This window comes from Mesorhizobium sp. M2A.F.Ca.ET.043.05.1.1, from assembly GCF_003952445.1.
Classification (GTDB): Bacteria; Pseudomonadota; Alphaproteobacteria; order Rhizobiales; family Rhizobiaceae; genus Mesorhizobium.
In genome coordinates, this window is sequence record NZ_CP034446.1 from 1,091,065 (window position 1) to 1,112,991 (window position 21,927).

17 protein-coding genes and 2 tRNA genes are annotated in these 21,927 nt (G+C 63.3%); 12 read left to right on the plus strand and 7 right to left on the minus strand.

The features are described from left to right. Nucleotide 1: 1 nt before the first annotated feature. Complete coding sequence (locus EJ069_RS05155; RefSeq protein ID WP_245456438.1) at nt 2-1,399, minus strand: MmgE/PrpD family protein; 1,398 nt, start codon at nt 1,397-1,399, stop codon at nt 2-4. Between the two features lie 170 nt (nt 1,400-1,569). Here EJ069_RS05155 and EJ069_RS05160 point away from each other — a divergent pair, with 170 nt between their 5' ends. The 3 genes from EJ069_RS05160 (at nt 1,570) to EJ069_RS05170 (ending at nt 6,915) form a co-directional block, all read left to right on the plus strand. Next, entirely contained in the window at nt 1,570-2,463 is an 894-nt protein-coding gene (locus EJ069_RS05160) for a LysR substrate-binding domain-containing protein (RefSeq protein WP_126060378.1), read from the plus strand. Nucleotides 2,464-2,696: 233 nt separating this feature from the next. Continuing rightward, nucleotides 2,697-4,352: an ABC transporter substrate-binding protein gene (locus EJ069_RS05165; protein ID WP_126060379.1), complete on the plus strand. Its 1,656-nt coding sequence runs from the start codon at nt 2,697-2,699 to the stop codon at nt 4,350-4,352. 145 nt (nt 4,353-4,497) lie between these two features. Continuing rightward, nucleotides 4,498-6,915, plus strand: coding sequence for an FAD-dependent oxidoreductase (locus EJ069_RS05170; protein WP_126060380.1), 2,418 nt, complete (start codon nt 4,498-4,500; stop codon nt 6,913-6,915). 48 nt (nt 6,916-6,963) lie between these two features. Here the strand turns inward: EJ069_RS05170 and EJ069_RS05175 are convergent, their stop codons facing one another. The 5 genes from EJ069_RS05175 to EJ069_RS05195 all read right to left on the minus strand — a co-directional run bounded on the left by EJ069_RS05175 (nt 6,964) and on the right by EJ069_RS05195 (nt 10,202). Continuing rightward, on the minus strand, nt 6,964-7,896 hold the full coding sequence (locus EJ069_RS05175; protein WP_245456439.1) for an allantoinase PuuE: 933 nt from the start codon (nt 7,894-7,896) through the stop codon (nt 6,964-6,966). A gap of 13 nt (nt 7,897-7,909) precedes the next feature. Beyond that, nucleotides 7,910-8,986: a histidinol-phosphate transaminase gene (locus EJ069_RS05180; RefSeq protein WP_245456440.1), complete on the minus strand. Its 1,077-nt coding sequence runs from the start codon at nt 8,984-8,986 to the stop codon at nt 7,910-7,912. Nucleotides 8,987-9,182: 196 nt separating this feature from the next. Then, entirely contained in the window at nt 9,183-9,440 is a 258-nt protein-coding gene (locus EJ069_RS05185) for a hypothetical protein (RefSeq protein WP_189341781.1), read from the minus strand. Between the two features lie 142 nt (nt 9,441-9,582). Continuing rightward, on the minus strand, nt 9,583-9,768 hold the full coding sequence (locus tag EJ069_RS05190; RefSeq protein ID WP_126060382.1) for a hypothetical protein: 186 nt from the start codon (nt 9,766-9,768) through the stop codon (nt 9,583-9,585). A gap of 359 nt (nt 9,769-10,127) precedes the next feature. Next, nucleotides 10,128-10,202, minus strand: a tRNA-Asn gene (locus EJ069_RS05195). Between the two features lie 207 nt (nt 10,203-10,409). Here EJ069_RS05195 and EJ069_RS05200 point away from each other — a divergent pair. The 6 genes from EJ069_RS05200 (at nt 10,410) to EJ069_RS05225 (ending at nt 17,380) form a co-directional block, all read left to right on the plus strand. Then, nucleotides 10,410-10,670, plus strand: coding sequence for a hypothetical protein (locus EJ069_RS05200; protein ID WP_126060383.1), 261 nt, complete (start codon nt 10,410-10,412; stop codon nt 10,668-10,670). A gap of 164 nt (nt 10,671-10,834) precedes the next feature. Further along, nucleotides 10,835-10,908 (plus strand) — tRNA-Cys (locus tag EJ069_RS05205). A 92-nt stretch (nt 10,909-11,000) separates the two neighbouring features. Beyond that, nucleotides 11,001-11,675 carry a protein-L-isoaspartate O-methyltransferase gene (locus tag EJ069_RS05210; RefSeq protein ID WP_126060384.1) on the plus strand — a complete coding sequence of 225 codons (675 nt, stop codon included), beginning with the start codon at nt 11,001-11,003 and terminating at the stop codon, nt 11,673-11,675. A 185-nt stretch (nt 11,676-11,860) separates the two neighbouring features. Then, nucleotides 11,861-13,243 carry a TolC family outer membrane protein gene (locus tag EJ069_RS05215; RefSeq protein WP_126060385.1) on the plus strand — a complete coding sequence of 461 codons (1,383 nt, stop codon included), beginning with the start codon at nt 11,861-11,863 and terminating at the stop codon, nt 13,241-13,243. A gap of 326 nt (nt 13,244-13,569) precedes the next feature. Continuing rightward, the gene (locus EJ069_RS05220) at nt 13,570-14,385 is read left to right on the plus strand and encodes a PopZ family protein (protein WP_126060386.1); all 816 of its coding nucleotides are present in this window, start codon (nt 13,570-13,572) and stop codon (nt 14,383-14,385) included. A 211-nt stretch (nt 14,386-14,596) separates the two neighbouring features. Beyond that, entirely contained in the window at nt 14,597-17,380 is a 2,784-nt protein-coding gene (locus tag EJ069_RS05225; RefSeq protein ID WP_126060387.1) for a valine--tRNA ligase, read from the plus strand. Between the two features lie 16 nt (nt 17,381-17,396). Here the strand turns inward: EJ069_RS05225 and EJ069_RS05230 are convergent, their stop codons facing one another. After that, nucleotides 17,397-17,648, minus strand: coding sequence for a hypothetical protein (locus EJ069_RS05230; protein WP_126060388.1), 252 nt, complete (start codon nt 17,646-17,648; stop codon nt 17,397-17,399). Between the two features lie 82 nt (nt 17,649-17,730). On the opposite strand from EJ069_RS05230, the gene EJ069_RS05235 reads away from it, so the two are divergent. The 3 genes from EJ069_RS05235 (at nt 17,731) to EJ069_RS05245 (ending at nt 21,800) form a co-directional block, all read left to right on the plus strand. Continuing rightward, nucleotides 17,731-18,972, plus strand: coding sequence for an OmpP1/FadL family transporter (locus tag EJ069_RS05235; protein WP_126060389.1), 1,242 nt, complete (start codon nt 17,731-17,733; stop codon nt 18,970-18,972). A 289-nt stretch (nt 18,973-19,261) separates the two neighbouring features. Beyond that, nucleotides 19,262-20,986 carry a dihydroxy-acid dehydratase gene (gene ilvD / locus EJ069_RS05240; protein ID WP_126060390.1) on the plus strand — a complete coding sequence of 575 codons (1,725 nt, stop codon included), beginning with the start codon at nt 19,262-19,264 and terminating at the stop codon, nt 20,984-20,986. Beyond that, entirely contained in the window at nt 20,973-21,800 is an 828-nt protein-coding gene (locus EJ069_RS05245; protein WP_126060391.1) for a tetratricopeptide repeat protein, read from the plus strand. Before ilvD ends, EJ069_RS05245 begins: the two co-directional genes overlap by 14 nt. Nucleotides 21,801-21,927 lie beyond the last annotated feature (127 nt).

Sequence of the window (21,927 nt, forward strand, 5' to 3'; positions counted from 1 at the left end):
CTTAGCTCGAAATCTTGGGAGGATCGTAGAGCAGCGCCGAGAGATCGGAGAAGCGGCTGTCGCGGTCGTCGAGCGAAAGCACCGCGTCGCGGATCGCCGCGGCGCGGCCGGATCCGAGCACGGGCGCGGCGAACTCCATGTATTTGGCCTCGACGTCCTGCTTCGACATCGTCGCTTCCGGGCCGCCGCGCGCATGCACGTCGCCCGACATCAACACGCGTCCATCATTGGTCATGATGATGACGTCGGCCCAGCGGCCGGCCGGGAAGCGGGCGCTGTGGCGCTCTGTCTCGGTCACGCTGATGCGGGTGAGCATATCGGCGACCGCCGGATCGGCGAGCCCGACGCCGGAAATATGCTCCAGCCCGATGCGCCGGTGGATGATGAAGGTCGCGACGGCGAAGCGGAGGCTGTACTGCGCCTTCGAGGTTGTGTCCGGCATACCTTCGAACAGCGTGGCGGCATAGTGGAAGCTGTTGACCTGGACATGGGCGATGTCGGAGGCGCCGAGATTGTGCACCAGGCAAAGCCCGCGCACCGCGTCGATCGCCGCATGCGCCCAGCGGCAGATCGGATAAGGCTTCACATACTGATGCAATGATTGCCAGAACACGCCGAGATCCTGCCAATGCGTCGCAACCTCCGGCGCTTCGACGGTGATCGCCGGCGCGCCGGTGAAGCCGCGTTCGGCCAGCACCGCCGCCGAAAGGCCGATAAGGGCGCCGGGGCCCGAGCCGTCATGCAGCATGGTCGGCGTGGCGATCTCGCGCATCATCTGGCTGCGCGGGCCGTGATACTCGGCAATGCCCAGCGCCTCGCGCAACTGCGTTTCGTCGAGCCGCCGCAGCCGCGCCGCGATCGCCGCCACGCCCAATGCATTCCAGGCACCCGAGGTGTGATAGTCGCTCACCGTCGCATGCAAGGCGATGCCGGCCCGGCCGGCGACTTCGTAGCCAACGACCAGGGACGCCAGCGCTTCCGGTCCGGTAAGATCGGGCCGCGCCTCCGCGAGCGCGGCAAGCGCCGGCACCACCGCGACGCCGATATGGCCCCTGGTGGGGCTATAGCCATCGTGACCGTCGAGATTGTCTGTCTGCGTGGCGACGGCGTAGGCCGCGCCGGCAATGCTGGCGCGGCGCCCATCGAACAGCATGCGGGCCGAATATTGCGGATCGTTCGAACCATAGAGAAGCACGGCCGTGTCGCGGGCAATCCGGCCTGCTTCCATCGGTCCGGCGGCGACGGCGATGCCCAGCGTGTCGAGCAGAAGGTAGCGTGCCTGCTGCAGCACCGCTGTAGGGAAGACGGAAGCGGGACGCCGCAGCACGAAATCGGCAAGGCGGGCGAACGTATCGGAACTGACGACAGGCCCCTCACGCCGGTATGACGGCACAGCCACGCGCTTATCTCCCCTGTCTTCTCACAACATCATTAAATTGGGTTCATCGCGCAGGCACGCGATTAGTTTGGCGCCTTTGGCCAAAAATATTGATGCCATGTCGCTTGTCTGCGATTGAACGGCCGGTCGCCCATGCGATAGCTATGGACACTACGCAGCTGGAGACCGGGATGAAGCCGCCACCCCCCTTGAACTATATCCGCTCGTTCGAGAGTTCTGCCCGCCATTTGAGTTTCACCACGGCTGCCAAGGAACTGGGTTATACGCAAGCCGCGGTCAGCACGCATGTGCGCGCGCTCGAACACTATATCGGCCGGCAGCTCTTCATCCGCTATCCGCGCAGCTTGAAGCTGACCGAGATGGGGGAGGCGTTCCTGCCGACATTGCGCCAGGCGCTCGACCAGATCGACCAGGCGACCGAGGCGATCGTCGCGTCCTCGCGCAACCGCACCGTGGTGGTTTCCTGCCCGATGAGCCTGGCCGAGAACTGGCTGGCCGGCTGCATGGCCGCGTTCCGCAAGAAGCATCCGGAGATCGAGATCGTGCTGCACGGCACGATCTGGGAAGACTTGAGCGAGCAGATCGCCGACATCACCATTTCGACGCGGCGCTTCGACGACCGGCCGCCTTCGGCGATCCCGCTCTGGAACGACGAGCTGGTCCTGCTTTGTGCCCCGAGCATGCTCGAAGGCGAGCATGCTCTGAAGACGCCGCAGGACATGCTCAAGGTGGACTGGATCTTCGTGCATGGCCGCCAGGAATACTGGCAGGTGGTCACCGAGGCGCTCGGGGTCGACATGGAGGATCACGACAAGGGCCTGTCGACCAACGCCTCCAACATCGCGCTCGAACTGGCCGCCATGGGCGCGGGCCTGGTCGCCACGCAGCGTTCTCTCTCACACGCCTACATGCATCGCGGGCTGCTGGTCGAGCCGTTCCCCGTGCGGCCGCCAAGTCCCTGGAATTACTACCTGACCGAGAGCCAGCTTTCGAAGGGAAATATCGCACGCACGGTCAGGGAATGGATCCTGTCCAGGGCCAGGGAGGACGCCGCGCGACCTTAGAGTTTGACGCAATTCCGGACGGAAAACCGTTACCCACTTTTCCTGGAATTGCTCCAGCACCGGTTTCAGCCTCAAAAAATTGGCGCGCCAATGGCATTGTTTTTTTAGGCCTCAACGGCCGGTTTTCTGCGGTTTGTGAAGGGCCGAGCCCTTCCGGGATTTTTGCATCGCCCCTAACATGCGTGCCGCAAGGGGAATGCAACGGGCAAAAAGCCCTGAACCGGAGAACAACGATGACAATGTTCAAGAGCAACGGTGACCGCGTCCCGGCGGTCATCGAAAGCTACGCAGCCGAAGTCAAAAAGGGCGGAATGGACCGCCGCGAATTCCTGGCCATGGCAAGCGTGATGGGCGCTTCCACGGCGCTCGCCTATTCGATGGCAGGGATTGAGCCGGTCAAGGCCGCCGCGCTCGTGCCCGGCAAGAAGGGCGGCATCCTGAAGATGCAGATGATCATCAAGGACATGAAGGATCCGCGCGCCTGGGACTGGTCGGAAATCGCCAATGTCATGCGCCAGTGCAACGACTACATGATCCGCTACACCACAGACTTCACCTTCGAGGGCCATCTGGTCGAGAGCTGGGAGGTGAGCGACGACGCCACCGAATACACGCTGCATCTGCGCAAGGGGGTGAAATGGTCGAACGGCGACGACTTCAATGCCGACGACATCGTCTACAACATCGAACGCTGGTGCGATAAGACGGCCGAAGGCAATTCGATGGCCGGCCGCATGAGCTCGCTGATCGATCCCGCCACCAAGAAGGCCGCCGCCGGCGCAATCACCAAGGTCGACGACCATACGGTGAAGTTGAAATGCCGCCAGTCGGACGTCACCATCATCCCCGGCTTTTCCGACTATCCGGCGGTCATCGTGCATCGCGACTTCGACAAGAACGGCGCCGACATGCTGAAGACACCAGGCACCGGCCCCTATGAGCTGATCTCCTACAAGGTCGGCGAGTCGGCTTCGGTGAGGCGGCGCAAGGACTTCACCTGGTTCGGCGGCGAGCCCTATCTCGACGGCGTCGACTGGGTCGACTATGGATCGGACGCCTCCAACCCCGCCATCGGCAGCGCCTTCGAGGCCGGCGAGATCGACTGCAACTATCAGACGGTCGGCGGCACCGTCGATCTCTATGACAGCATGGGACTGGTCAAGGAGCAGGTGGTCACCGCCGGCACGATCGTGCTGCGCACCAACGTGACCAACAAGCCTTACGACGACAAGCGGGTCCGCAACGCCATCCAGCTGGCGGTCGACAATGAAACCGTGCTGAAGCTCGGCTATAGCGGCTTGGGCCAGGTCGCCGAAAACCACCATGTCTGCCCAATCCATCCGGAATATTACGAGCTGCCCAAGGTTCCGCGCGACCTGGCCAAGGCCAAGGCCCTGATGGCCGAGGCCGGCCAGACGGACCACGAGTTCGAGCTCATCTCCTACGATGCGGATTATGTGAAGGACCCGGCCGACGTCGTTGCCGCGCAGATGCGCGACGCCGGCTTCAAGGTCAAGCGCACCATCATCCCGGGCTCTTCGTTCTGGAACGACTGGACGAAATATCCGTGGTCGACCACCGACTGGGGCATGCGGCCGCTGGGCGTGCAGGTGTTGGCGATCGCCTATCGCAGCGGCGAGGCGTGGAACGAGTCCGGCTATTCCAATCCAGAGTTCGACAAGAAGCTCAACGAGGCGATGGCCGTCGCCGACCCGGCCAAGCGCAAGGAGCTGATGAAGGAGGTGGAGTTCATCCTGCAGGACTCCGGCATTCTGGTTCAGGCGTTCTGGCGCTCGCTCTACCGCCACCACGCCACCTATGTGAAGAACCTCGGCATGCACCAGACATTCGAACTGCAGCTGGACAAGGTCTGGCTGGACAAGGCCTAGACTGGCAGCTCAAGCGCCAATTCAGGGGCGCGTTTGTGCCCCTGAATTCACCCGCGACTGCGATCGATCAGTCAGCTAAATGAAATCCCAAAACGCTGCCAAGAGCGCGAAGCAAGTCGCCGAACAAAGGGAAGAAAGCTCAACTATGCGTACTCATGCACAAGCCGTCGTCATTGGCGGCGGCCTGATCGGCTGCTCGATCCTTTATCATCTCGCCAAGTTCGGCTGGACGGATGTCGTGCTTCTGGAGCGCAGCGAGCTGACCTCCGGTTCGACCTGGCACGCCGCGGCCAACATCCACGGCCTGCATGATTCCACCAACATCAGCCGGCTGCAGCATTACACGATGGCGCTCTACAAGGAGCTGGAGGCCGAGACCGGCCAGGGCTGCGGCATCTTCCAGCCGGGCTCGCTCTATCTCGCACAGACCGAGGCGCGCGAGCATCAGTTGCGGCTCCAGGAAGCCAAGGCGCGTCGCTACAAGATGAATTTCTACGAGGTCGGCCGCGACGAGGCGGAGCGGCTGCATCCGCTGGTCGATTTCGACGGCATTCGCTGCATCATGTATGAGCCGGAGGGCGGCAATGTCGATCCGTCCGGCGTGACGGCGGCCTATGCCGCAGGCGCGCGCCAGCGCGGCGCCGAGATCCATCGCTTCACGCCGGTGACGGCGACGGAGGCGCAGGGGGACGGCAGCTGGATCGTGCGCACGCCGAAGGGCGACATCCGCACGCAATGGGTGGTCAACGCCGCTGGACTGTGGGGCAGGGAGGTCGCCGCCATGGCCGGGCTGCAACTGCCGCTGATCCCGACCGAGCACCAGTATTTCGTCACCGAGACCATTCCCGAAATCGCCTCCATGGGCCGGCGCCTGCCGTCGGTCGCCGACCGCGACGGCGAATATTATCTGCGCCAGGAGGGCTTGGGGCTGCTGATCGGCGCCTATGAGCGCAACATGAAGTTCTGGGCGGAGGAAGGCACGCCGCTCGATTTCGGCCACGAGCTGTTTCCCGACGACCTCGACCGCATCGAAGAAAACATGATGCGCGCCGTCCAGCGTGTCCCCGCCGCCGCCACCGCCGGCGTCAAGAAGGTGATCAATGGCCCGATGATCTGGTCGCCGGACAGCGCGGTGCTGTTCGGGCCGGTGCCGGAGCTCAGCAATTATTTCTGCTGCAACGGCATCATTCCCGGCTTCTCGCAGTCGGGCGGCATGGGCAAGCTCGCGGCCGAATGGATGATCGAGGGCGAGCCTTCGCTCGACATGTTCGGCTGGGACATGGCGCGCTTCGGCCATTGGGCCGGCAAGGCCTTCACCAAGGCGCGCGTGCAGGACCAGTACAGCCACCGTTTCAAGATCCATTTCCCGAACGAGGAACGCGCCGCCGGACGTCCGGTGCGTACCCGGCCGGTCTATGACATGCAGAAGGAAATGGGCGCCGTGTTCGGCCTCAATTTCGGCTGGGAGCATCCGCTGTGGTTCGCCGCGGCAGGCGAGCCGCGCGAGGAGACGGTCGGCTTCACGCGCCAGAACTGGTGGAGGCCGGTGGGTCGCGAGGCGCGCATGCTGCGCGAGCATGCCGGCATCATCGACATCTCCAATTTCGCCAAATACGAGGTGAAGGGCCCGGGCGCGGAAGCCTGGCTGAACGCGCTCTTCGCCAACCGAATGCCGACCAAGGTCGGCAACTCCTGCCTGACGCCGTTGATCGGCAAGCGCGGCGGCATCGCCGGCGACTTCACCGTGACCAGGCTGGCGGAGGACGAGTTCATGGTGATCGGCTCGGGCATGGCCGAGCGTTTTCATCAGCGCTTCTTCAAATCCGTGCCGCTGCTGGAAGGCACGACCTTCCGCTCGCGCACCGAGGAGCTCGGCGGCTTCAATGTCGCTGGACCGAAATCACGCGAATTGCTGCAGCGGCTGACCAATGACGACCTGTCGAACGAGGCCTTCCCCTTCATGCGCTCACGCCAGATCACCGTGGCCGGCGTTGATGTCGTGGCACTCAGGGTCTCCTTCACCGGCGATCTCGGCTGGGAGCTGCACTGCAAGGCCGCCGACCAGGTCGAGCTCTACAGCGCGCTGCTCAAGGCGGGCGCGGAAGTCGGCGCCGGGCCGGTCGGCTCGCGGGCGCTGATGTCGCTGCGCGTCGAAAAGGGTTACGGCAGCTGGAGCCGCGAGTACTCGCCCGAATACTGGCCGCAGGAGGTCAAGCTCGACAGGCTGATCAAGACGGACAAGGACTTCCTCAACCGCGACGCCTATCTCGCCGTTGCCGAAAAGCCGGCGCGGGACGAGCTCATCATGCTTTCCGTCTCGGCCAAGGATGCCGACGCCACCGGCGGCGAGCCGATCTTCCTGCCGGACGGCACGCCGATCGGCCAGGTGTCGTCGGGAGCCTATGGCTATTTCGTCGAGCAGTCGCTGGCGATGGGCTACGTCAAGGCAGGAACCGCCAAGGCCGGCGACAAGGTGACCGTCGCCATACTGGGCAGGCCGCATGATGCGGTGCTGCTCGCGCATCCGCCCTTCGACCCGGAGGGCAAGCGGCTGCGGTCGTGAGGGTAGCCGTCGCCTGAGACCGCCAGGCGGCGATTGCCGCCGGCCGCCTCAGCCGCCGAAGCGGCTCAGCCAATGGCGGGCGATGTCGGAGCGGCGGCAGACCCAGATATCGGGATTGGCGGTGATCTTGTCGAGGAAGCGCTCCAGGCCGATCATGCGGCCGGGGCGCGCAGCCAGCCGGCAATGCAGCGACACCGTCATCATGCGCGGGGTCTTCTCGCCTTCCGTCAGCAGCCAGTCGACGCCGTCGCTGACATAGTCGAAGAACTGGCTGCCGGTCTCCAGGCCCGAACCTCGCGAAAAGCGGCTGTCGTTGTTGTCGAAGCTGTGCGGCACGACCAGATGCCGCTTGCCGCCGACATCGACGAAATAGGGCAGGTCGTCATTGTAGTCGTCGCAGTCGAACAGGAAGCCGCCATGCTCGACGACCAGCCTTCTGGTGTTAAGGCTTGGCCGGCCGGTGTACCATCCGAGCGGATCGATGCCGGCGATCTTGCGGACCGCATCCACCGTCATGGCGATGTGCTGGCGCTCGTCCTCTTCGCTGAGCGGCGCATAGTCGATCCAGCGCCAGCCATGGCAGACGATGTCGCTGCCGAGCGCGGCGATCGCCTTGCCGGCAGCCGGGTTTAGCTCCAGCGCGCGCCCGACGACGTAGAAGGTCGGGATGACGCCCTTGTCCCGGAAAAGCGAGAGCAGCCGCCAGACGCCGACGCGCGAGCCGTATTCATAGAGCGATTCCATGTTGCGGTTGCGCAGGCCGGGCACGGCGGGCGACACGGCAAGGTCGGACAGGATCGTCTCGGAAACACCGTCGCCTTCGCCGATCGAGTATTCCGCGCCTTCCTCGTAATTGACGACGATGTTGAGCGCCAGCTTCGCGCCACCGGGCCACTCAGCCTGCGGAGGCCGCTCGCCATAGCCGATGAAATCGCGGGCGGGCAGATACGGCATGTCTGACGTCACGTCTTGGAATCTCATCGGATAAAAACCCTTACCAGCATTGCCGGCCGCGCAGGGCGGTGAGCGCGCGCAGCGTGCGATCCATGACGTCCTGCGGCCCGATCGTGATGCGCAGGCAATCGGTGAGGCCGTAGCCGGCGAGGCCGCGCACGAAGATGTCGGCGCCACGCAGGGCGTTGTCGGCTGCCGCCGCTGCCGCCGTGTCGGCAAAGCGCACCAGGACGAAATTCGTCCGGCTTTCCGGGACCTCGTAGCCGGCGGCGCGCAAGCCTTGCGCGAAGCGGTCGCGAATGTCCGATGTGCGCGCCACCGTCGCGCGCATATGGGCCTGGTCCTCGACGGCCGCGACGGCCATGGCAAGGCTGACCGTCGAGACCTGGTTTGAGTTCTGCATCTTGCGCACTTCGGCGGCGATCTGGGGCGCGAACAACCCCCAGCCGACGCGCGCGCCGGCCAGTCCGTATGCCTTGGACAGACTGCGCAGGACGACGGTGTCGCCGCGCCCGGCCAGCGCGAAAACAGCCTGCGGATCCTGATCGTCGAATTCGCCATAGGCCTGGTCGATCATCAGGAGAGCGTCGCCTGGCAGTGCCGCGCGCAGGCGCAGCAGCTCGGTGTTTCTGATGCGCGTGCCGGTCGGGTTGCCCGGATTGCAGACGAAGACGATGCGCGTCGCCGGCGTGACAGCTGCAAGGATGGCGTCGATAGAAACCTCAAAACCGCGCTCCTGCGCCTTGACATAGGCCGCCCCGACACGCGCGGCCGCCGAGGCGGCAAAATTATAGGCGTAGCTGGTGGCGAGCACGTCGGCGCCGGGACCGGCGAAGGCCGCAATGGTGCAGGCGATCAGCTCCATCGAGCCGGCGCCGCACAGGACAAGGTCGCGCTCGACCCCATAGGTTTTCGCGATCGCGTCGCGCAGCAAGGTCCAGTCCGGGTCCGGATAAAGATGGCTGCGCGCGACGGCGTCACGCCCGGCCTCGATCGCCTTGAGGCTGGGCGGGAAGGCGCTCTCGTTCTGCGCCAGCGTCGCCCGGTCATAGCCGCCGAAATTCGCCAGCGCGAAAGCGGACATGGCCTCGATGTGGGCGGCGGCTTTCAAGGGCACGGCATAAAGGTCCGGCTATCGGCTTGGAGGCGAGGTGTTGCGAAGGAAGGCTAAGGCAGGGCGGTGAAGCCGCAAAGCAAAATTCGCCGGCACAATGGCTATGGGAATTTGGCCCATGCTGGGTGGGAGGGGGCGGTCCTTTCCTCAATTAGGGGACAGCCAGCTTTGTGCTGCTCAGTGTTTTCGCCAGAGATGGCTACATGTCGTATCGGGGCACCATCTTCGGCGACCGCAGTTCCTGGGCCATTTTTGCCGCCTGGAAGATTGTCATAAGGACGTAGGTCGTTTCACCCTCGGTCGAATTTATGGCCAAGACCACTCGGCCAATCTCGTCACTCATGGCGCAAGACCAATCCTTGACTGCAATCGCCCGCTTCCCCGCCATGTGCCCCTGCCTTTCCTTCGCGAGGTTATTTGGCGTCGTGAAGAGCAGCAATTTGGACTGAATGCCCATTGCGTTGGGCCTAACGTCGTTGGCTAACGAGCAAGCCAGTGCTTCTGAATTTCAGCAGCCCGTGGCTGGATGCAAAAGGAAGGCGCGCTGTCACCGTAATCTTGCTATCGGTATCGAGATTATCATCAACTCTGCGCGGCGTTCAGGGTTTAAACGCGTCGCGATTGACGGTGATGGCTGGGGGCTTCCACCCGAAGCCTCCAGGCATATGCAACGCAGCGCTACGGAAACTTCGCTCGACTTCAGCGGTATAGGTGCCGTCGTTCTCGAAACGGTCCCAGAGAATGAAGCCGATAATGAGCGCGATGACGAACAGGGGCCAACGCATCGGACGCCCTCAGATGCCCGACCGATATTATCAGCCAGTGGACCCATAAATACAAGCTATTGCTAATATATAATATATAGTGACTTGGCGCGACAGCTATCTATGACCGGGAACTACGACCGGTCGCCAGGTTGCCGGCTGGGCGAATCCCCCAAGTCTGGACTGGGGGCACGAAAATTCCATCGCCGATGCGCCCTCTGCAGGCCGATCCGCTTATCAAAAACGCGATCCATGGTGCCAAGTCTACCCTTCGAGCGGTTCCGGTGTAGATCGGCACCCAGCGAAGTCGAGTTGTATAGATATACCGCAGATCAGCCGATTTTGGCTGCTCTGAAAAACTTTGAAGATCTTGGAATTGTTGGCTCCCCGGGCCGGATTCGAACCAGCGACCAACCGGTTAACAGCCGGTTGCTCTACCACTGAGCTACCGGGGAACGGAGGCTCTGACGTGAGTGGCGCAGCCTATAGCAAACACCTTTCGGCTTTGCAAAGCAGCATTTCGCAATTTTTCTCCAGTTTTTGATGCGGCTATTTGTGCCATCGTTCGGCGTGCCCACATATGAAGGGCTTCACACCGGCACGGAACAAAGCGGCCGGTGATCGCCTTGACATGGCTTAGGCAGCGGATGGGATTGGTTTGAATGACCGCAGCGGACGATGACGACGCACCGGCACGGAAGATTTCGATCTTCGGCCGCGAGTTCACCATGCCGCGCTCGCGCGGCTGGCGAATCGCCATCGGCATGCTGCTTACCCTTGGCGGGCTTCTGGGCTTTCTGCCGATACTCGGCTTCTGGATGATTCCGCTCGGTCTCCTGGTGCTTTCTTATGAATTCGCGATGATCCGTCGCCACCGGCGGCGTTTCATCGTCTGGTGGGAACGTCGGCGTCGACCCGACTGAGAGGCAGGGACGGCTGCGCCACGGCGATGCCGGAGTCGCGACAACCGATTGGTAATCACCACTTTGGCCGTTCCATGCGAAAGCATCGGGAATGACGCGGCGCCGCTTGACGACCTTTGAGCGTCAACATAATGAGTTCGCTCGGAACGCCGGGAGCATTGCGAGGCCTCGTGGCGGAGTGGTTACGCAGAGGACTGCAAATCCTTGCACCCCGGTTCGATTCCGGGCGAGGCCTCCAGATGCTTGCGGGCTCCAGCGCAATCGCGCCGGAGCGGGGGTTCCGGTTGAAGTTTAGCCGCGCGTTTGGCGCGGGGAGCGGATTGTTGGGACATGAGCGCTGATTTTTCCGAACGCCGCGTGAAGATGGTCGACGGCCAGATCCGCACCACCGATGTCACCAGCGCGCCCCTGATCGAAGCGATGCTGACCGTCCCGCGCGAGGCGTTTGTCGGCCCCGGGCAGCGGGATCTGGCCTATATCGACGAAGACATCCGCATTTCGGACGGCGCCAATGGCAGCGGCGCACGCTACCTGATGGAGCCGTCGCCGCTCGCCAAGCTTTTGCAGCTGGCCGAGATCGATGCGAGTGATTCGGTGCTCGATGTCGGTTGCGGCAGCGGCTATTCCGCCGCATTGCTGTCCAGGCTTGCCCGGTCCGTGGTGGCGTTGGAGAGCGATCCCGCGCTGGCGGAGACCGCGAAATCCACGCTTTCCAGCCTTGGCTGCCAGAATGTCACGGTCATCACCGGGCCGCTGCCGCAGGGGCATGCCGCTAAAGCGCCTTACAACGTCATCTTCATTGGTGGCAGCGTCGAGGAAGTGCCGCCGGCGCTGCTCGACCAGCTTGCGGAAGATGGACGTCTGGTTGTGGTGGAAGGACAAGGCAACTCTGGCGTGGCCCGGCTGTTTTTTAAGGCCGGGGGGGTTGTAACCGGCAGACGGGCCTTTAATGCGGCAATTAAGCCACTACCGGGCTTCGAACGTGCTCACGCGTTTGAATTCTGAGCGTTTTTGCCTTGCAGCGAAGGCGCTGTCATGATCGCTTGCGCCTGACAATCGTTGCTGATTTGGTTAACCGTGAGTTATCGGGAGCCTATCAGCGGGGGAACGATAGACAACGCGGCGCCGGTCGATCCGTAAGGGTAGGCTGACGTGGCGTGGTTCCCATGTAAACGAATGAGGGAAATAACGTGCCGCCCCGACACAAAAGAGTTTTAGCAGCTATTCTCGTTTCCGCGACGGCGCTTTCGCCGCTGGCCGCCTCCGCCGAGACCATTACGGGCGCTCTCGCCAAAGCCTACCAGTACAATTCGCAGCTCAACGCTGCTCGCGCCGGCGTGCGCGTCACCGATGAGGGTGTTGCCATCGCCAAGTCGGGCTGGCGCCCGACCGTCACTGGTTCGGCCAACATCGACTACACCAACACGCACGGATTTGGCACCAGCAGGAGACTGACGACCGGCAGCTTCGGCGTGCAGATCAACCAGACGCTATTCGACGGCTTTCAGACCAAGAACAATGTCGCCGCCGCCGAATCGCAGGTGAAGGCTTCGGTCGAAAGCCTGCGCAACACCGAAGAGAACATCCTGTTCAACGCGGCGAGCGCCTATATGGACGTGATTCGCGACCGCCAGGTCGCGGTGCTGACCGAGCAGAACCTGCAGTTCCTGACCGAGCAGGCGCGCGCCGCCCGCTCGCGCTTCGAGGTCGGCGAGGGCACCCGCACCGACGTCGCCCAGGCCGATGCCTCGCGGGCGACGGCGGTGGCGCAGTTGAGCGCCGCCCGCGCGACCGCTCTGGCGAGCGCCGCCACCTACCACCAGATCGTCGGCGACGAGCCGGGCAAGCTGAAGGCGGCTTCGCCGCTGGGCAAGCTGCTGCCGGGCAATCTCGAATCCGCCCTGGCTGTCGCCTCGGCCGAGCATCCGGCCATCCTTGCCACGCAGCATCTCGTCGATGCGGCGGCGTTTTCGGTGAAGTCGTCGGAAGGTGCGCTGCTGCCCCAGCTTTCGGCCTCCGCCGGCATCTCGGACAATTACAGCCACACCTCTCCCGGTTCCTCCAGCAGTCCCAACGGTAGCTCGACTTCCGCCAATATCGGCGCCACTCTGACCATTCCGATCTATTCGGGCGGCAGGACCTCGGCGATTGTGCGGCAGAACAAGGAATCGCTCAGCGAGGCGCGCATCCAGGTCGATGTCAGCCGCGACCAGGTGCGCCAGGCCGTGGTCTCGGCCTGGACGCAATATGTCGCAGCGCGCGAAAGCGTAGATGCCAACAGGCAGGTCATCGACGCCGCGCAGCTGGCGCTGAACGGCGTCATCGAGGAGCGCAATGTCGGCCAGCGCACGACGCTCGACGTGTTGAACGCGCAGAACGCCGTCATCACCGCCAAGATCAACCAGGCAAGCTCCGAGCGCGACGTGGTGGTGGCGAGCTACGCCATCCTGTCGGCGATGGGGCGGCTGTCGGTCGATCGCCTGGGCCTGGCGGTCACCAAATACAGGCCGGAAGAGCATTACAACGCCGTCAAGGACAAGTGGATCGGATTGCGCACCCCCGACGGGCGCTGATTTCCGATCCAGCGTCGATAAACGCCGCGCGTCCCATGGATGCGCGGCGTTTGTCTTTTCCGGATGACTGACCGGGCCTGCGCATCGCCCGAAGCGCGTATGCGCTTTAGGTTTTTGATTTATGCATGTCTTCATCCCGAAACCGTTTCCCACTTTCGAGAGACATGCTTTGTGTTGAAATCCCCTAATCTGTTGAAATCCAAAGAGTCCCCAGATTGGGGATTCTCGGATGGCGATCGGTCGGTTACGCTGTCTCCACTGATTCGAATTCCGGCCCGGGCAGGAACGGAATTGCGTAATGGGTCACAAGGGCGGCGGATGTGACGATGGCGACGGCAAGCAGCGCGCAGCGCGAACCTTCCATGGAAGAGATACTGGCTTCCATCCGAAGGATCATCGAGGACAGCGATACCGGTCGCAAGCAGCCGGCCGAGGCCGGTGAGCTGCGCCAGGACCTGGAGCCGGCCGTCGTCAATATTCCCTCCGCGGCCGTACCCGCTGTCGAGATCGACACCTTTCGTTCCGAGCTGCATGCGGATGCCGGTCCCCGCAAGCCGGCGACGCTGGCGGAAGTCCAGGCCCAGCTTGCAGCGACCGATCCATTGCTTGCGCGCGCCGAGGCTCGCCCGGAGCCGGTGAAGGCAGCGCCGGCGGAGACTGGTGCCAGGCGCGCGGCCGAGCCGAGCGAGCCGGCAGCCGCCAACAGGCCCGCCGCTGCAAACGCTCCGCAGACCGCCGAGACCATTGTCGCCGATTGGCGGCGGGAAATCGCCGCGGCCGGAGGCAGCACCGTCACAGCGAAGCCGGCTGTCCGGGCTCCGGAAGCCGCGCCGCGGGTCGAGATCGACAAGGAAGAACCCGCGGTCGAAGCCGTCGCACATGCCGGCGCTCCCCAGTCCTCCGCGCCTGAGGCTCAGCCGTCCCGTCCCGCGATCCTTTCCGAGCACACGGGCAGGCAGGTTGCCGCAGCGTTCGGCGAGCTTTCCGATGCCTTTGCAAGCCGTGGCAAGAAGAGCTTCGATGAAATGGCCGAAGAAATGCTGCGGCCGATGCTGCAGGATTGGCTCGACAACAACCTGCCGACCCTGGTCGAAAGGCTGGTGCGCGAAGAGATCGAGCGCGTGGCGCGCGGCGCGCAGTAGCCGCCGCAACACGCAGGCTGAAAAGCGCCAGCCTTTGGGCGGTGGCTTGGTCAAGCCTCTCAAGTGAGCGCGCGTAGCTCCCGCTCGGCCGGGATTGTCGCTGGTCGAGGGCAGGCCTATCCGTGGCAGTGATTGCTGCTCTCGCGGTTGACTCGGCCAAGACCTTCCGATTTACACCGGACGCTTGTTACCGACAGTTCGGACCTCCTCCATGCTTGAAAAGACCTACGACGCCAAGACCGTCGAGCCGAAGATCGCCAAAATCTGGGAAGAGGCCGACGCCTTCCGGGCCGGCGCCGGCGCGGAGGAAGGGGCGGAAGCTTTCACCATCGTCATCCCGCCGCCGAACGTCACCGGCTCGCTGCATATGGGGCATGCGCTCAACAACACGCTGCAGGACATTTTGGTGCGCTTCGAGCGCATGCGCGGCAAGAACGTGCTTTGGCAGCCCGGCATGGATCACGCCGGCATCGCCACGCAGATGGTGGTCGAGCGCCAGCTCACGGAAAGGCAGGTCCACCGCCGCGATCTAACGCGCGAGCAGTTCATCGAGAAGGTCTGGGAGTGGAAGGCCGAATCCGGCGGCGCGATCTTCAACCAGCTGAAGCGCCTCGGCGCCTCGGCCGACTGGTCGCGCGAACGCTTCACCATGGACGAAGGCCTGTCCAAGGCGGTGCTGGAAGTCTTCGTCACGCTCTACAAGGAAGGCCTCATCTACAAGGACAAGCGCCTTGTGAACTGGGACCCCAAGCTGCTGACGGCCATTTCCGACCTCGAGGTCGAGCAGCACGAGGTCAACGGCAATCTCTGGCACTTCCGCTACCCGATCGAAGGCGAAGCGTTCGACCCGGAGAACCCGAAGACCTTCATCACGGTCGCGACGACACGTCCCGAGACGATGCTTGGCGACACGGCGGTTGCCGTGCATCCGGGTGACGAGCGCTTCACCGATCTGGTCGGGCGCAAGGTCGTGCTGCCCATCGTCGGCCGCAAGATACCGATCGTGGCGGACGAATATTCCGATCCGGAGAAGGGCTCCGGCGCGGTCAAGATCACGCCGGCGCACGACTTCAACGATTTCGAGGTCGGCAAGCGTCACAAGCTGCCGGCGATCAACATCCTGACGGCCGAAGCCGCCATCAAGCTCAAGGACAACGAGGATTTCCTCGCCGGTCTCGAGGTCACGCCGGAGCGCCAGGCCGTCTGGGACGAGCTCGACGGGCTCGACCGCTTCGCTGCCCGCAAGAAGATCGTCGAGCTGATGGAAGCGGGCGGGTTCCTCGACAAGATCGAGCCGCACCGGCACACCGTGCCGCATGGCGACCGCGGCGGCGTGCCGATCGAGCCGTTCCTGACCGACCAGTGGTATGTCAACGCCGCCGAGCTCGCCAAGCCGGCGATCGCCTCGGTGCGCGAGGGCCGCACGAACTTCGTGCCGAAGAATTGGGAAAAGACCTATTTCGACTGGATGGAGAACATCCAGCCCTGGTGCATTTCGCGCCAGCTCTGGTGGGGCCACCAGATCCCGGCCTGGTATGGGCCGGACGGGCATGTCTTCGTCGAGAAGACCGAGGAAGAGGCCCTGGCCGCGGCGGTCGAATATTACCTGGCGTTGGAAGGGCCGTGGAAGGCCTGGGTCGAGGACAAGCTCGAGAATTTTCAGCCGGGCGAGATCCTGACCCGCGACGAGGACGTTCTCGACACCTGGTTCTCGTCGGCGCTGTGGCCCTTTTCGACGCTCGGCTGGCCCGACCAGACGCCCGAGCTCAAGACCTATTACCAGACCGACGTGCTGGTGACCGGCTTCGACATCATCTTCTTCTGGGTCGCCCGCATGATGATGATGGGCCTGCACTTCATGGACGAGGAGCCGTTCCACACGGTCTATGTGCATGCGCTGGTCCGCGACAAGAACGGCGCCAAGATGTCGAAGTCGAAAGGCAACGTCATCGATCCGCTCGACCTGATCGACGAATATGGCGCAGATGCGCTGCGCTTCACGTTGACGGTGATGGCGGCTCAAGGGCGCGACGTGAAGCTCGATCCGGCGCGCATCGCCGGCTACCGCAATTTCGGCACCAAGCTGTGGAACGCGACGCGCTTCGCCGAGATGAACGAGGTTGCGCGCAACGACGATTTCTGGCTGAACGACGCCAAGCTGCCGGTCAATCGCTGGATCCTCACAGAACTCACGCGGGCGGCGCGCGCGGTCACCGAAGGCATCACCAGCTATCGTTTCAACGAGGCGGCCGGCGCGGCCTATCGCTTCGTCTGGAACCTGTTCTGCGACTGGTACCTGGAACTGCTGAAGCCGGTGTTCATGGGCACGGACGAGGCCGCCAAGGCCGAGAGCCGGGCCTGCGTCGCCTTCGTGCTCGACGAGATCTACAAGCTCCTGCATCCGATGATGCCGTTCATGACCGAAGAACTGTGGGCGCAGACCGCTGGCGAGGGCAAGGAGCGCTCCTCGCTGCTTTGTCATGCCGCCTGGCCGTCGCCCGACTTCGAGGACGAGGAGGCTGCCGCCGACATCAACTGGCTGGTCGACCTTGTCTCCGGCATCCGGTCAGTGCGTTCGGAGATGAATGTGCCGCCGGCAGCGATCGCGCCGCTGATGGTGATCGGCGCCAACACGCTGACGCAGGAGCGGCTTGAGCGTCACGCCCAGGCGATCAAGCGGCTGGCGCGCATCGGCGATATCGCGTTGGTCGACGCGCCGCCAAAGGGCTCGGCCCAGATCGTGCTCAACGAGGCGACGATAAGCCTGCCGCTCGGCAGCCTGATCGACCTCCAGGCCGAGGCCGCGCGGCTGCAGAAGGAATTGGCGAAGGTCACCGAAGAGATCGCTCGCCTGCACAAGAAGCTCTCCAACGAAAAGTTCGTCGCCAACGCGCCGGAAGAGGTGGTCGAAGCCGAGCGCGAAAAACTCGCCGAATATCGCGAGGCGCAGGAGAAGCTATCGGTGGCTTTGACAAGGGTTCGCGACGCCGGCTGAGCGGCAAGAATCGCCCTCAGCGCGGAGATGCTTTCCGGTGCATTAGCTGCCTCGAAAATGGGCGTGCCGCTACGTTAATTTTGACGTAAACGGAAAGTTTGCGCCCCATTGTTGCCGTAATGTAACAATGGAGCCTTTTTCCGCCAAAGTGGCCTGTTTTTGGGGCGTATTGTAAGGTTTTTGCAGCTTTTTCCTGCCATTTGAGGCCTGTTAAGCCGCGATTAGGCTCGGGTTTCGCGGGAAAATGCGGACTGTCAAGGGTGTACATGTACGGCTCCTGATTTCGTTGTTGCGCCGTTAACCCGAATTGGTTCTAGCTTGAGCCACTTGTATCTCGGGGAGGGATTTCCATGAATATTCTGCGGCTCAAAGCTCTGGCGGGGGCAGGCTGCTTTTCGATCGCTTTGATCGGCGCAGCGATGCATCCAGCGCATGCCGGCGGCCTGGAGCGCGGCGGCTATGACATCGACCTGCTGTTCGATCCGGCGCCGGTCGCGACGGAAGCGGAAGCGACCTATGTGATGCCGGATCGCAAATACAAGAATGCGAGGGGTCCGGGAGGAGCCGACATTAGCCCTCTCGGCTTCAGCACCTCGGCCGATGGTGCGGAGCCTTATTGGGTGCCACGCATCGGCGTTAAAGCCCAGATTGTCCAAGGCGTCGACTGCATGTTCGACTATTCGCAGCCCTGGGGTGCACATACTGCGCCGGGTAGCACGTGGAGCGGAGCGTTTTCCAATATCGAAACGGACATCAAGAGCAATAACTACGCGGGTACGTGCTCCTATAAGTTTGACGTGGGTAAAGGTCAGCTCCGTTTCATCGGTGGCGTATTCTACCAGGACATCGGAGGCTTCAAGGAGAACTTGATATCCCTGGCCGGAGCAGTTGGCCGCGTCGACCTAGATGCCAGTGGCTGGGGCTGGCGCGCCGGTGTTGCCTACGAAATCCCTGAGATCGCGCTTCGCGCCAGCTTGGTCTACAATTCGCAAGTCAAGCTCGACAATATCTCCGGTACACTCACGGCACCGGTATTGCCCACCGGCTCTGCGCCGATCTACGGCAGCACGCAGTATATGCCGGACTCGGTGGAGTTGAAGCTTCAGTCGGGCATTGCGCCGGGCTGGCTCGCGTTCGGTTCGATCAAGTGGGTCAATTGGAGCGTGCTGCAGAGCGTTCCTATCTGTATTGTCGGGACTCCAACTGCCGCATGTTTTACAGGTAATGATGCTTCCGGTTCTCTTCAGGCCACCTCTCTTGACCTGATGTATCGTGACGGCTGGACCGTTTCGGGTGGTATCGGCCACAAGTTCAACGACCAGTGGAGCGCCGCCGGCCAGCTTTCATGGGATCGCGGCACCTCGCATGGCTACGGCTCGCAGACCGATACCTGGACGCTCGGTGGCGGCGTTGCCTACACGCCGCGGCCGAATATCGAAGTTCGGTTGGCTGGTGCCATCGGTGTGCTAACCAGCGGGCATTCCGGAGTAGTAAATGGTGAAAACGGCTATCAGGCCGGTACTGACGCCAGCTACGACTTCGGCAACGATCTGATCACGGCGATTTCAGGCGGGATCAAGATCAAGTTCTAAGTTTCTGAAAATTCGATAAACAAGGCCGGGCATTGCCCGGCCTTTTCGTTTTGGGAAGGCGTTTCAACCCTAACGCCCGGTTCTTATGTTGCAGATTCGCCGCACAACCGGGCCTCGTTCGAATGTGACGTTTCGGCAACAGTTTATGAACAACCCCCGCGCTAGAAGTCAGGTCGAGGGAACTGCCCATTTCCCGCCATAAACCCGGAGCACCCGAGATATGTCCCGGGATGCGTGCCAGGTTGGTGAGGCGAGGGGACCGGCCGCGGGGTGTGCGGCAAGGACGAGTATGGACGCCAGGGTAATCTCGAAGGCCAAGCTGCCCAGCCGCTACGTGACCGAAGGTCCGGCGCGGGCGCCGCATCGTTCCTATCTCTATGCCATGGGCCTGTCGGCGGCCGAGATCGCGCAGCCTCTGGTCGGCGTCGCGAGCTGCTGGAACGAGGCTGCGCCCTGCAACATCTCGCTGATGCGCCAGGCGCAGGTGGTCAAGAAGGGCGTGGCGGCCGCCAACGGCACGCCGCGCGAGTTCTGCACCATCACCGTCACCGACGGCATCGCCATGGGCCACCAAGGCATGAAGTCGTCGCTGGTGTCGCGCGAGGTGATCGCCGATTCGGTCGAGCTCACCATGCGCGGCCATTGCTATGACGCCCTTGTCGGGCTTGCCGGCTGCGACAAGTCGCTGCCCGGCATGATGATGGCGATGGTGCGCCTCAACGTGCCGTCGATCTTCATCTATGGCGGCTCGATCCTGCCCGGCAGCTATCGCGGCCGGCAGATCACCGTGCAGGATGTGTTCGAGGCAGTCGGCCAGCATTCGGTGGGCACGATCAGCGATGCCGAACTGCTTGAGATCGAGCAGGTGGCCTGTCCTTCGGCCGGTTCCTGCGGCGCTCAGTTCACCGCCAACACCATGGCCACCGTCGCCGAGGCGATCGGCCTGGCACTGCCCTATTCCTGCGGCGCGCCGGCGCCCTACGAGATGCGCGACCGCTTCAATTTCGCCTCGGGCGAAAAGGTCATGGAACTGATCGCGAAAAACATCCGGCCGCGCGACATCGTCACGCGCAAGGCGCTGGAGAATGCCGCGACGGTGGTGTCCGCCACCGGCGGCTCGACCAATGCGGCGCTGCATTTGCCGGCGATCGCGCATGAGGCCGGCATCAAGTTCGACCTCTTCGACGTGGCCGCGATCTTCGAGAAGACCCCCTATATCGCCGACCTCAAGCCGGGCGGCAAATATGTCGCCAAGGACATGTTCGAGGCCGGCGGCATTCCGCTGCTGATGAAGACGCTGCTCGATCACGGCTATCTGCACGGCGACTGCATGACGGTCACTGGCCGCACTTTGGCCGAAAATATGGAGCACGTTGCCTGGAATGAGAGCCAGGATGTTGTGCGTCCCGCCAATCGGCCGATCACCAAGACAGGCGGCGTTGTGGGCTTGAAGGGCAACCTTGCCCCCGAAGGTGCGATCGTGAAGGTCGCGGGCATGTCGGAACTGAAATTCTCAGGGCCGGCGCGCTGCTTCGATTCGGAAGAGGAGTGCTTCGAAGCGGTCACGCAGCGCAACTACCGGGAGGGCGAGGTTCTCGTCATCCGCTACGAGGGGCCGCGCGGCGGTCCGGGCATGCGCGAGATGCTGTCGACGACGGCTGCGCTCTACGGCCAGGGCATGGGCGGCAAGGTGGCGCTGATCACCGACGGACGTTTCTCGGGCGCCACGCGCGGCTTCTGCATCGGCCATGTCGGGCCGGAGGCGGCGGTCGGCGGGCCAATCGGGCTGATCAAGGATGGCGATGTGATCTCGATCGACGCCGTGAACGGCACGATCGAAGTGGCCCTGTCGGACGCCGAGCTGGCGGCCCGGGCAAAGAAATGGAAGCCGCGCAAGACCGACTACCAGTCCGGCGCGATCTGGAAATATGCGCAAACGGTGGGGTCGGCCCGCGACGGCGCGGTGACTCATCCGGGTGGGGCCAAAGAAACGCACTGCTATGCGGACATCTGAGGTGTTGAGGTCGTCTGTCTTTTCGGCACTGGTCGCGCTTGCGACCTTGGGCGCCGTCGGGCAGGCCATGGCCTTCGATGACAAGGTGTTCGACGACAAGACCGGCGTGAAGCCGCAGTCGAGCCCGTGGGCGGTGTTCCAGTTCGGCTTCTCGGCCTACAAGAGCGGTCACAAGGACCAGGCGGTCGAGGCCTATAAATACGCCGCCGAGAACGGCCAGATCGGCGCCACCTGGAAGCTCGCGCGCATGTATGCCGAAGGTGACGGCGTGACGCGCGACGACTATGCCGCCTTCAAGTTCTTCTCGGAAATCGTCGACCAGGATGTCGAGCCCGGCTCGCCGGAGGAAAGCTACGTCTCGGACGCGCTGGTGGCGCTCGGTGACTATCTGCGCAAGGGCATTCCCGGCACGCCGGTCGAGGAGAACGAAGTCGCGGCGCAGGAATATTATATGCGCGCCGCCGCCAACTACCGCAATCCGAACGCTCAGTTCGAGATCGGCCGCATGTTTCTGAAGGGCGAGGGCGGCGTGAAGGCGAGCGTCAAGCAGGCCGGCCGCTGGCTGCAACTGGCAGCCGAGAAGGGCCATGCCGGCGCGCAGGCGACGCTCGGCAACCTCCTGTTCCAGAGCGGCAAGATCGTGCGCGGCTTGGCGATGATGACGGCCGCGCTTCAGCGGGCTCCGGCGGCCGATCAGCCCTGGATCCGCAGCATGCAGGAAGAGGCGTTCGCCGCTGCCGGCGAGGCCGATCGCCGGACCGCGATCTCGCTCGCCGACGATATCCTGACCAAGGGCAACAACGGCGACCAGTAAGCGCAGGGTAATCTCCCCCCTTGAGGGGGAGATGGCCGGTAGGCCAGAGGGGGTCATTTCGCGTGAAGCGCCAACCTCGCCTGGCATCGCAAAGGGCGTTGGCGCTTCACGCGCGGCGACCCCCTCT

Bases quoted from the DNA above. Each gene is read 5' to 3' on its own strand.
- EJ069_RS05165 (WP_126060379.1), top strand. From the start codon at position 2,697: ATGACAATGTTCAAGAGCAACGGTGACCGCGTCCCGGCGGTCATCGAA.
- EJ069_RS05160 (WP_126060378.1), top strand. From the start codon at position 1,570: ATGAAGCCGCCACCCCCCTTGAACTATATCCGCTCGTTCGAGAGTTCT.
- EJ069_RS05220 (WP_126060386.1), top strand. From the start codon at position 13,570: ATGGCGACGGCAAGCAGCGCGCAGCGCGAACCTTCCATGGAAGAGATA.
- EJ069_RS05175 (WP_245456439.1), bottom strand. From the start codon at position 7,896: ATGAGATTCCAAGACGTGACGTCAGACATGCCGTATCTGCCCGCCCGC.
- ilvD (WP_126060390.1), top strand. From the start codon at position 19,262: ATGGACGCCAGGGTAATCTCGAAGGCCAAGCTGCCCAGCCGCTACGTG.
- EJ069_RS05245 (WP_126060391.1), top strand. From the start codon at position 20,973: ATGCGGACATCTGAGGTGTTGAGGTCGTCTGTCTTTTCGGCACTGGTC.
- EJ069_RS05170 (WP_126060380.1), top strand. From the start codon at position 4,498: ATGCGTACTCATGCACAAGCCGTCGTCATTGGCGGCGGCCTGATCGGC.
- EJ069_RS05200 (WP_126060383.1), top strand. From the start codon at position 10,410: ATGACCGCAGCGGACGATGACGACGCACCGGCACGGAAGATTTCGATC.
- EJ069_RS05185 (WP_189341781.1), bottom strand. From the start codon at position 9,440: ATGGGCATTCAGTCCAAATTGCTGCTCTTCACGACGCCAAATAACCTC.
- EJ069_RS05225 (WP_126060387.1), top strand. From the start codon at position 14,597: ATGCTTGAAAAGACCTACGACGCCAAGACCGTCGAGCCGAAGATCGCC.
- EJ069_RS05210 (WP_126060384.1), top strand. From the start codon at position 11,001: ATGAGCGCTGATTTTTCCGAACGCCGCGTGAAGATGGTCGACGGCCAG.
- EJ069_RS05235 (WP_126060389.1), top strand. From the start codon at position 17,731: ATGAATATTCTGCGGCTCAAAGCTCTGGCGGGGGCAGGCTGCTTTTCG.
- EJ069_RS05230 (WP_126060388.1), bottom strand. From the start codon at position 17,648: ATGTACACCCTTGACAGTCCGCATTTTCCCGCGAAACCCGAGCCTAAT.
- EJ069_RS05190 (WP_126060382.1), bottom strand. From the start codon at position 9,768: ATGCGTTGGCCCCTGTTCGTCATCGCGCTCATTATCGGCTTCATTCTC.